The 10,797-nt window shown below is 73.2% G+C and carries 7 protein-coding genes; 6 read left to right on the top strand and 1 reads right to left on the bottom strand.

Translation table 11 applies throughout. The features are described from left to right. Positions 1 to 472 precede the first annotated feature (472 nt). Complete coding sequence (locus tag VF746_05765) at positions 473 to 2,428, top strand: acyl-CoA dehydrogenase family protein (GenBank protein ID HEX8691902.1); 1,956 nt, start codon at positions 473 to 475, stop codon at positions 2,426 to 2,428. Positions 2,429 to 2,848: 420 nt separating this feature from the next. Next, positions 2,849 to 3,211, top strand: a complete 363-nt coding sequence (locus tag VF746_05760; GenBank protein ID HEX8691901.1) for a hypothetical protein — start codon at positions 2,849 to 2,851, stop codon at positions 3,209 to 3,211. A gap of 77 nt (positions 3,212 to 3,288) precedes the next feature. On the opposite strand, the gene VF746_05755 is transcribed toward VF746_05760, so the two are convergent. Then, positions 3,289 to 5,253 carry a S8 family serine peptidase gene (locus VF746_05755; GenBank protein HEX8691900.1) on the bottom strand — a complete coding sequence of 655 codons (1,965 nt, stop codon included), beginning with the start codon at positions 5,251 to 5,253 and terminating at the stop codon, positions 3,289 to 3,291. Between the two features lie 507 nt (positions 5,254 to 5,760). On the opposite strand from VF746_05755, the gene VF746_05750 reads away from it, so the two are divergent. From VF746_05750 to VF746_05735, 4 genes are all read left to right on the top strand, one after another. After that, a complete protein-coding gene (locus tag VF746_05750; GenBank protein ID HEX8691899.1) occupies positions 5,761 to 6,156 on the top strand; it encodes a BlaI/MecI/CopY family transcriptional regulator in 396 nt (131 codons plus the stop codon). Further along, positions 6,153 to 8,663: a serine hydrolase gene (locus VF746_05745; GenBank protein HEX8691898.1), complete on the top strand. Its 2,511-nt coding sequence runs from the start codon at positions 6,153 to 6,155 to the stop codon at positions 8,661 to 8,663. Before VF746_05750 ends, VF746_05745 begins: the two co-directional genes overlap by 4 nt. Positions 8,664 to 8,729: 66 nt before the next feature. Next, positions 8,730 to 9,953 carry a hypothetical protein gene (locus VF746_05740; GenBank protein ID HEX8691897.1) on the top strand — a complete coding sequence of 408 codons (1,224 nt, stop codon included), beginning with the start codon at positions 8,730 to 8,732 and terminating at the stop codon, positions 9,951 to 9,953. Positions 9,954 to 9,996: 43 nt separating this feature from the next. Beyond that, a complete protein-coding gene (locus VF746_05735) occupies positions 9,997 to 10,443 on the top strand; it encodes a nuclear transport factor 2 family protein (GenBank protein ID HEX8691896.1) in 447 nt (148 codons plus the stop codon). The last annotated feature ends 354 nt before the right edge of the window (positions 10,444 to 10,797 follow it).

The following is a 10,797-nucleotide window of genomic DNA, read 5'->3' as shown; positions in this document are numbered from 1 at the left end:
GCGGTTCCCGCGTACACATAAGGCAGGCCTCCTTGAGCGGGTGCGTTGGTCTTCGACAAACCGTACGCTCCGCACAAGAGCCTGCCGCGTCAAGAGTTTTCTCTTGGCGCGGCTCCTCTTTGGAATTATGACCAGCCCTCAGTAGATTCCTCGGGCGCCGCCCAGCCCAGGTGTGAAAGCCGGATCGGTGCCGCGGCGCCGCTCGGAATGACATGGCTCGGAGGACTGGATTGCATGCTGAATCCTGAAACCCGGTGCTGGTGCGTTCGTGCGCAGCTCAAGCGCACTCACGCACTTGGCACCTCCGCGGCGCGGGGCGTGCATGCAGGGGAGGCGATGAGCCGCTGCTCACCCGCCGGAAATGGCGCCATTGCGTGAGTCTGGCTCACTCGTAACTTCGAGCGTGGGGTTCCCGGCCGCACCTTCCGGCGAGACCGGCCGCCCTTCCACCAGAGGCCCGAGGAACTGGCAGATGACCGAGAAGAACACCGGCGCCCCGAGCGAGCAGGAGTCGCGCGAGGTGGCCGAGGCCGCCCGCGAGACCGAGTGGGCCGCTCCCAGCTTCGTGCGCGAGCTGTTCCTGGGCAACTTCCGGCTGGACCTGATCCACCCGTACCCGCGCCAGTCGGCCGAGGACAAGGCCAGGACCGACGCCTACATGGCGAAGCTCCGCCGCTTCCTGGAGGAGAGCGTCGACCCCGACGAGATCGACCGCACCGGCGAACTCCCCCCCGAGGTGGTGCAGGGCCTGAGGGAGCTGGGCGCGTTCGGGCTCAAGATCCCCGAGGAGTACGGCGGGATCGGGCTGTCGCAGCTGGGCTACGGGCGCACCATCGGCATGGTCACCAGCTACGACGGCAACCTCACCGCGCTCCTCTCCGCGCACCAGTCGATCGGCGTGCCGCAGCCGCTGAAGATGTTCGGCACCCCCGAGCAGAAGAAGAAGTACCTCCCGCGCCTGGCCGCGGGCGCCATCAGCGCGTTCGCGCTCACCGAGCCGGGGGTGGGCTCCGACCCGGCGGCGATGACGGCGACGGCCACGCCGACGGAAGACGGCTCCGCGTTCATCCTGAACGGCGAGAAGCTGTGGTGCACCAACGGCACCATCGCCGAGCTGCTGGTGGTGATGGCGCGCACCCCCAGCAAGTTCAAGGACGGGAAGGAGATCCCGCAGATCACCGCCTTCATCGTGGAGACGGACTGGCCGGGGGTGGAGGTCACCCACCGCTGCCGCTTCATGGGGCTCAAGGCGCTACAGAACGCGGTGATCCGGTTCACCGACGTGCGCGTCCCCCGCGAGAACATCATCATGGGCGAGGGGAAGGGGCTCAAGCTGGCGCTGATCACGCTGAACACCGGGCGCCTGACGCTGCCGATGAGCGCCGCGTACGGGAGCAAGAAGGCGGTGGAGATCGCGCGCAAGTGGGCCGCCGAGCGGGTGCAGTGGGGCGCGCCGATCGGCAGGCACGACGCGGTGGCGCAGATGCTGGGCGCCATGGCGGCCGACCAGTTCGCCATCGAGTCGATGGCCGAGCTCTCCAGCGCGCTGGCCGACCAGGCCAGGAACGACATCCGCCTGGAGGCGGCCGTCGCCAAGCTGTGGACCACCGAGGTGGGCTGGCGGATCATCGACGACCTGCTGCAGATCCGCGGCGGCCGCGGCTACGAGACGGCCGACTCGCTGGCCGCGCGCGGCGAGCTGCCGATCGCGGTGGAGCGGGCGATGCGCGACTTCCGCATCAACCGCATCTTCGAGGGCAGCTCCGAGATCATGCGCCTCTTCATCGCCCGCGAGGCGGTGGACACGCACCTGCAGGTGGCGGGCGACATGATCAAGCCCGGCATCTCCACGGGCGAGAAGCTGAAGGCGATGGTGAAGGCGGGCGCCTGGTACGCGGCGTGGCTGCCCAAGCGCTTCGTGGGCGGGGGCCAGGTGCCCACGGCGTACGGCGAGTTCGGGCCGCTGGCCAGGCACGTGCGCTACGTCGAGCGCACCTCGCGCAAGCTGGCGCGCAACATGTTATACGCCATGGGCAAGTACCAGGCGAAGCTGGAGCGCAAGCAGGCGGTGCTGGGACGCTTCGTGGACATCGGCGCCGAGCTGTACGCCATGAGCTGCGTGTGCGTGCGCGCCCACGACCTGCGCGACGGGCCCAACGGCAAGGAGGCGGTGCGCCTGGCCGACGTGTTCTGCCGCCGCGCGCGGCTCAAGGTCAAGAAGCTCTTCCACGACGTGTGGGACAACGCCGACGACGCGACCTACAAGCTCGCGCAGGACGTGCTGAAGGGCCGCTACGCCTGGATCGAGGCGGGCGCGCTCCGGACCATCCCCGAGGGCGCGCAGGCCCCCGGCGGCGCCGCCCAGCCCCCGGTCGAGCGCTCCGTCTCGGGCGAGCGCCCGGCGACGCGGGTGGGGGCGAGCGGGTAAAGTACGGAAGTACGGGGTACGGGGTACGGCGGCCCCGCGGCAGGCATCCTGCCGCGGGGCCGCCCGCGTTTCCGCCCGATGCTCCAAAGACCTGCCTCGGCTGCGCCGGCGGGCGCGGAACCGTTCAGCGCGCCTTGACCCACTCTCCGGAACCGCCGAAATTTCACTTGCCGCCGTGGGGCGAGGCGCCTAACCTTCGCCTTTGCGTCTCTCTTTCCTTTTCCGAATGCTCCCGACGGTGGGGTCGCGCATTCGCGCCCTTCCGCCTGCCTGGACACGCTCGCTTCACGCCGCCGCCGGGATCTGAGCCGGCGCGGCTTGCCGGTGTCGGCACGGTCTCGGTCCGCCGCCCCGCGTGGTCGGGTGGGGCGAAAGCGGCCGTGCCGGCGCGGCGCGCTCACCCCTCACCCGGGAGGACCCATGCGGAAGCTCAGGCTGGACCTGGAGGAGCTGGCGGTGGAGTCGTTCGACACCTCCACGAGCGGAGCGCCGCGCGCGGGTACCGTGCGCGGCAACATCGCCACCGACTCGATCGCCATCGGCGCCGCGGAGCCGGCGCCGGTCGGCACTTACCAGAAGACGTGCATGATCGACTTCTGCGCCGACTCGTGGCAGAGCGGGTGCCTCACCTGCGCCGGTACCTGCGGGGAGGACACCTGCCAGGACACCTGCAAGGACAGCTGCTACAGCTGCTTCGGGCAGGAGACCTGCTACGGCTACGGCACCTGCATCACGGCGTGCCTGCGCACCTGCCCGTCGGGCGGCGACGTCTGCTGCGCCTGAGCGCCTCGCCACCCGCGACACGGCCCCGCGGCGCTTCCGCCGCGGGGCCGCTCGCATGTCCGCTGCCGCCCCGCCCGTCAGACCGGGCAGATCCGCGCGGTGGAGGAGACGGTCACGCTCTTGGTGGCCTGGGCCGTGGCCCCCGCGGCGTCGGTGACGACCACCTTCAGCGTGAAGCTGGAGCTGCCGGTGTTCACGTAGAGGTCCTCGCCGCTGCCCACCCACGTGCTGTTGCGGTACCAGTTGTAGGTGTACCCCGGCGTGCCGCCGGACGCGCTCGCCCACCAGTAGCAGGTGCGGTTCGGCAGCACCGAGCTGGGGCCCCCGATGGTGACCGTGAGCGGATTGACGATCACGGGCGGGCTCAGGATCTTGTACGCGTTCAGCTTGCCGCGCCCGTACTGGCTCGCCGCGCCCCAGGGGTCAGTGTTGTTCAGGATGCGGTCTCGCGCCTGCGCGTAGGTGAGGTTCGGCTCGCGCGAGAAGAGCAGCGCGGCCGCCGCCGACACCTGCGGCGCCGCCGCCGAGGTACCCGAGAAGGTGGTGGTGAAGTTGATGTCGCCGTTGGGGCCGTCGTTGCAGCCGTCCGCACCCCACAGGTCGGTGGTGAGCACGTCGCCGATGCAGTGGCCGGTGTAGTGCCCGCTGGGGGCCACGATGTCCAGCTCCGGCCCCTCGGGCGAGTAGTTGGTGAGGGCGCCGTTGCGGTTGATGGCCCCCACCGCGATGGCGCTGGCGAGCGTGGAGGGGTAGAGCAGACCGCCGATGATGCCCCAGTCGCGGTCCGAGGTGTTGCCCCCCGAGAACACCACGATGGCGCCCTTGCCGCCGCGCCCCTGCGTGGTGGCGTTGTTCACCGCCGCGGTGATGGCGTTGCTGGGCGCGCCGCCGCCCCAGCTGTTGCTGAGCACGTCGCTCACCACCGCCTGCCACGCCCAGTTGAGCCCGTCGGCGATGCGGGCGTCGGTGTTGGCCACGCCGTCGCGGAAGATCCGCACGGCGTTGAGCTGCACGCCGGGCGCGATCCCGGCGCCGCCCAGGCTGTTGTTGTGGATCATGTTGATGATCCCGGCCACGTGCGTGCCGTGCGAGTCGGCGGGGCGCGGGTTGAACCCGTTCTCGCCCTGGGTGACGTTGGGCCAGAAGGTGTCGAACTCCTGCCCGCCGTTGATGGCCAGGTCCAGGTTGTCGCGGTCCACGCCGTCGTCGATCACCGCCACCTTCACCGTGGAGGTGCCCAGCGACAGGTTCCAGGCCTCCTCGGCGTAGTCGTCCACGCGCGCGCCGTTCAGGAAGGCGGTGTTCTTCAGGTAGTACTGCCAGCCGTAGTACGGGTCGGTGGGCACGTACTGCGGCCGCCGGTCGCTGAGCTTGTCGGGGTCGGCCCACTCCACCAGCGGGTGGCGGTCCAGCTCGGCCGCCAGGCGCAGCGGGTCGGCGCCCGCGGGATAGGCCAGCCAGTGGTCCAGCTCGCCGCGCCCGGGGTTCGGCTCGCGCACCACGCGCATCCCCAGCGACGCGGCCAGGCCCCGCACCTGCTCCGGGCTCACGCCGTCGCGGAAGCGGACGATCACGCGGTCCACCAGCAGCACGTCGGCGTTGCCGGCCACGGTGCGGAACGCCGTGCTGGCGAAGCGGAAGCGCCCGTCGGCGCGCAGCCGCGCCACGGCGGCCGCGGCGGCGGCGTGGTCGGCGCCGGCCAGGCGCACCAGGCGGTGCCCCGGCACGTTCGGCAGCTCCTGCAGCGCGGCGAGGCGCACCCCCGCCGGCGTGAGGGCGGCGCGCACGGCGGCGTCGGCCGCGGCCGGCGGCAGGTCGGAGGCCACCACCAGGCGCTCGGGGTCGGCCTTCAGGTACACCGGCTCGCCCTGGTGGTAGTAGAAGGGCGCCCCCTGGTCGGCCGCGGCGCGCGCGGCGGCGGGGCCCCCCGGCTCCACCGGCGTCCCCGCGTCGCGCGCGCATGCCGCCGCGGCGAGCACCGCTGCTGCCGCGAGGGCGGAAAGAGTGCTCCGCCGATAGCGGGCAGAATGTCTGCTACCCATCGCGTCCTCTCCCGGGCTGAAAGGGTGAAAGGGGCTGCTGCCGCGAGCGGATGTGCCGCGGGATCACCGGCCGGAGGGTGCGCACCTCCTCCGGCGCGGGCTTGCTTCGGCCCCGGCGGGCGCGCGCGAATGCATCCGGCGCGCCAGAATTGCAACCTGTTGCGGCACAATGAGATCTAAATCGGATGGAGTCTGTCGTCCGGAGAAGCTTGCCATTTTAGCGGGTCTACTCTGTAAACGCTGACATTCCTTCCATCTCCACGCAGACGTCCCCACGTTTACTTTAGCGACGTCAAAAGATCACAACCGCCGCACCAGTCTCGAAGTAGATCGGAGGATACGGGCCACGGAGGCGGCTCCATGTCTCCGGAGCGAAAGGTCTGCATCCGTGGCAGAGCTCCTGCCGCTCGCGACGCCTTCCGCTAATTCTTTAGTTGACATCCCCCGGGAGCCGGACTATACTCCCCTGCGACCGCTAATTCATTCGCGCACAACCGGGCGGCGTCCATGGCGCGCAATCCCTCTCCCACGCTCACCGAGGCCGAGCTCCGCCTGATGAAGGTGGTGTGGGAGCACGGCCCCTCGTCGTCGGGCGACGTGGTGCAGGCGCTCGCGGACTCGGAGGCGCCGCCGGCGGAGAGCACCGTGCGCACCATGCTCGGCATCCTGGTCGCCAAGGGGTACCTGCGCGCGGAGCGGCGGGGGCGCACCTACGTCTACCACCCGCTGGTGGGGCGCGGCGAGGCGCGGCGGAGCGCGGTGCGCCACGTCATCAGCCGCTTCTTCGACGGCTCGCCGGCCGAGCTGCTGCTGAACGTGCTGGCGGACGAGGAGCTGGACGAGGCCGAGCTGGAGCGCCTGCGCCGCATCATCGACGACGCCGGCGAGGAGGGGCCCCGATGACGCCCGCGCTGGCGGCCGTCGCGGCGGCGCTGCTGGACGGGCTGTGGAAGGGCGCGCTGCTCGCCGCGGCGGTCGCGCTGCTCCTGCGGCTCCTGCGCGAGCGGAGCGCCGGCGCGCGCTACGCCGCCTGGTGGGCCACGCTCCTGGCCGTGGCGCTGCTCCCCGTCCTGTCGCTGTCCCGCGCCGCCATGGAGCCCTCGCCCGCCGCCGCGGCGGCTCCCGCGCCGGCGTGGACGGATGCCCCGCTCCCCGCGTCCGCCGCGGCGCCGGTCGCGGCGGCGGGTGACGCGGCCCCGGCGCGCGACGCGGCTCCGATCGTCCCGGCGGCGGACCCCGAGGCCCCGCGGGCGATGGATGCTGGGCCGGGCTTCGCGACCGCCCCGGTGCGCATCCCCGGCCCGCGGATCGCCGCCGGCGCCGTCGTGCTGCTGGGGATCGGCGTGCTGGCGTGGCTCGTCCGCTGGGGGGCGGGTGTGCGCGGGGTGCGGCGGCTCAAGCGGTGGGCGGCGCCGCTGCCGGGGGAGGTGGAGGCGGCGCTCGCTCCGCTCGCCGCCCGCGCGGGGTTGCGGCGGCCCGTGCGCTTCGGCTCCACGCACGAGGTCGCGACGCCGGTGGCGGCGGGCTTCCTCCGGCCGATGGTGCTGGTCCCCGCCCGCCTGCTCGACGAGCTGCCGCGCCAGGACCTGGCGGGCGTGGTCCTGCACGAGCTGGTGCACCTGCGCCGCCGCGACGACTGGGCGATCCTGGCGCAGCGGCTGGTGGAGGCGCTCTGCTGGTGGCACCCCGCCGCGCGCTGGATCGGGCGGCGGCTGGACCTGGAGCGCGAGATCGCCTGCGACGCCGCGGTGGCCCGCCTCACCGGCGACGGGCGGGGCTACGCCGGCTCGCTGGTGCGCCTGGCCCGCCTGGCCCGCCCCGCGCCCGCCGTGCTCGCCCCCGGCGCGGCCGGGGCGCCGAGCCAGCTCGCCACGCGCGTCGCCGCGCTGCTGGCGGGCGACGGGCGGACGTCCCGCGCGCGGGCGCTGGCGCTCGCGGCGGCGGCCGGCGCGGTGCTGGTGCCGCTCGCGTCCACGGCGCCCGTGGTGGCCATCGCCGCGCCGGAGGCCGCCGCCGCGAGCGCCGACGCGGCCGGGCGGGACCTCGCGGAGCTGCGCGGGGCGGCGGGGGTGGCGCGCGGGGCGGTGGGGGCGCGGCTGGACTCGGTGCTCACGCGCTACGCGGACTACGGCTTCTCGGGCGTGGTGCTGGTGGCGCGCGGCGACCGGGTGCTGCTGGAGAAGGGGTACGGGCTGGCCGACCGCGAGCGCGGCATCCCCATGACGGCCGGGACGCGCTTCAGCGCCGCGGGGATGACCAAGCTGCTCACCGCCGCGGCCGTGCTGCGCCTGGAGCGGGATGGGCGGCTCAGCGCGGGCGACCCGGCGTCGGCGCACCTGGGCGCGTTCCCGGGCGAGAAGGCGGGCGTCACCCTGCACCACCTGCTGGTGCACGAAGGCGGGCTGGCGCGCTTCGGGGCCGACGTGCAGCGCGAGCGCCGCGACGACTTCGTGCGGGCGATGAAGGACGCGCCGCTGGAGTCGCGCCCCGGCACGGCCGTCCGCTACTCCGACCCGGGGTACAGCCTGCTGGGCGCGGTGGTCGAGCGCGTCGCCGGCGAGCCGTTCGAGCGCTACGTGGAGCGCGCCTTCCTCCGCCCGGCCGGGATGGCGTCCACCGGGTGGGAGCCCGGCGTGGCGGACGGCGACCCACGGGTGGCGCGCGAGTACGCCGGGCAGCCCGACGCGCTCACGCCGGTCGGACGCCGCCCCTGGGTGTGGGGGCGCCGCGGCTCGCTGGGGCTGGTCTCCACCGTGGGCGACCTCTTCCGCTTCCACCGCGCGCTCCTGGCCGGCGCCGCGCTCCCGCCGTCCGCGCGCGACCGCATGCTCTCCGTCCACCGCGCGGAAGGCGAGGGCGGCGAGGGGTACGGCTGGTCGAAGGGGATCTCGCCCGGCGGCCGCGTCCACTGGCGGCGCATCGCGGGGACGCCGGGGATGGAGGGCGAGCTGCTCTGGTTCCCCGCGCACGACCTGACGCTGGTGATCTACACCAACAGCCGCGTGGGCTGGCGCTACGCCGCCTGGCGCGCCGCGGAGGAGATCGCCACGGGCGGCGCCGCCCCCGCGCTCCCGCCCGCCGCCGCCCGCGCCGCCGAGGTGGAGCGCTACGCCGGCACCTACCTCCTCCCGGATGGCCGCCGGCTCACGGTCGCGGCGCGCGGGCGCGGGCTCTCCATCGGCGCCTTCGACCCCGCGCTGCCGCGCCGCAGCCCGTGGATCGGCGAGGACGGGCGGCCGCTGGCGCTCCCAGTGCGCGCCGTCGTCGTCGGCGGCTTCGCGGCGGTGCACCCGGCGCTCGGCGAGTTCGCCACCCTGCGCTTCGAGACGGATGCGCGCGGCGCCGTCCGCGGACTCCACGTCCGCTCCCCCGAGGGCGAGGCCTTCGCCCGCAGATCCCCACCCACGTAAACACCGCCCGCCGCGCGACCTGCGCGGCGGATTCGACCCTCGTCCACTCGTCACCCCGGAGGTGCCGTGTACGCCACGCTCGTCTCCAGATCCGCCCTCGTCGTCCTGACGATGACGATCGTCGCCGCATCGACGGCCGCCGCGCAGGGGGGCCGCGCCGCGTCGCCGGTGGGCACCTGGGCGGTCCTCGGGCCGCTGCCGGACGGGCTCGACTCCGCGCGGCTGGAGGTGATCGGGCCGCCGGAAGACCGCTGGGGGCGGCTGACCTTCTTCGGCCGGGAGCGGCGCGAGATGCCGCTGGTGGAGGTGCGCCCGGCGGGGCGCGGCTTCGCGGCGCTGCTGCGCTCGCCCGTCCCCAGCGCCATCGACACGCTGTACTTCGGCGAAGACGGAGCGGGGGCCCTCGCCACCTTCGACCGGCGCACCCCGCTCCGGATCGAGCGCCGCTCCGCCCGGCCGTCGGCCGAGCTGGCGGCGCTGGCGGGCGTGGAACTGGTGGGGCCGGGGGTGATCTCCACCGCGCGCGGCGAGGGGTTCGGCAGCTTCACGCCGGACGGGCGCGAGTTCTACTTCGCCCGGCACACGCCGAACTGGGGGCGCCACACCATCATGGTCTCGCGCCTGGCGGGCGGGCGCTGGACGGAGCCCGAGCCGGCGCCGTTCTCCGGCACGGGCTCCAGCGACCGCGAGCCGTTCGTCACCGCCGACGGGCGGCGGCTCCTCTTCGGCTCCAACCGGCCGCACCCGGACAAGACCGACCGGGCGAGCTACGACCTGTGGGTGGTGGAGCGGCGGCCGGACGGGAGCTGGGGCGCCCCCGAGCGGCTCCCCGCGCCGATCAGCACCGAGGCCTCCGAGCTGCACCCGGTGCTCACCGCGAGCGGCGCCCTCTACTTCTCCTCGAACCGACCCGGCGGGCTGGGGCTGAACGACGTCTGGCGCTCGCGCTGGGAGAACGGGCGCTGGAGCGAGCCCGAGAACCTGGGCCCCGCCGTCAACAGCCCGCAGGCCGAGTCGAACGCCTACGTCACGCCGGACGAGCGGGCGATCGTGATCGTCTCCGACAGTCGCCCCGGCGGCCTGGGCGGCGACGACCTGTGGCTGAGCGTGCGCGGCGCGGACGGGCGGTGGACCCCCGCGCGCCACCTCCCCGCGCCGGTCAACTCCTTCGAGTACGAGTACGGCCCGACCGTCTCCCCCGACGGCCGCTGGCTCTACTTCACCAGCCACCGCCGCGGCACGGCCGACATCTACCGCGTGCCGGTCTCGGCGCTCGGCATCGGCCGCTGACCGGGATACGGATCGCGATCATCTTTCGACGAAAGGACAAACGATGCGCCGACTCGCCCTGCCGGTCCTGCTCCTGGCCGCCCTCGCCGCGCGCCCCGCGCCCGCGCAGACGGCGGCCGACTCCGCCGCGGTGCGCGCGGCCGTGCTGGACTACATCGAGGGGCTGTACCAGGTCGACACCGCGCGCGTGAACCGCAGCGTCAGCGCGGAGCTGGCCAAGCGCAGCGTGGGCCGCTTCCAGGACACCGGCCGCGAGTACCTGCGCCCGATGTCGAAGGACGTGCTGCTGAACGTGGCCGCCACCTTCAACCGCGCCGGCACCACGCCCCGCGACGCGCGCAGGGAGATCACCATCCTCGACATGATGGACCGCACCGCCACCGTGCGGCTGGTCGCCAGCGAGTGGGTGGACTACATGCACCTGGCGAAGCTCAACGGCCGCTGGCTGATCGTGAACGTGCTCTGGCAGGACCTGCCGGGCGGCTCGTGAGGCCGGGCCCGGCAAAGGCTCTTCTCGTACCAGATTCCGAGATCGACTATGCAAAGAGATGTCATCCTGAGGGAGCCGCTGCGCCGAACTTGTCTCCCGCACCGATGTCCGGCGGCGACCGAAGGATCTACTCACCCCCACGCGAGGCCGGTTCTGTGCACGATCCCTGGCCACCAGGCATGGGGAGTAGATCCTTCGGTCGCGTCCAACCTCTGATACCATTTCGCAGGGAATCGTTCGGGTATCAGCCCTGAAAAGGTCTCACACAGAGGGCACAGAGAACACAGAGGAACAGCGGAGAGATTGAAGTTCTCTCCGTGTCCTCCGTGTCCTCTGTGTGATGCCAATCTGTTT

The organism is Longimicrobium sp. (genome assembly GCA_036389795.1).
Taxonomy (GTDB): domain Bacteria; phylum Gemmatimonadota; class Gemmatimonadetes; order Longimicrobiales; family Longimicrobiaceae; genus Longimicrobium.
Note: the sequence above shows the minus strand (reverse complement) of the source record. Positions and strands in the feature narration are given on the sequence as shown.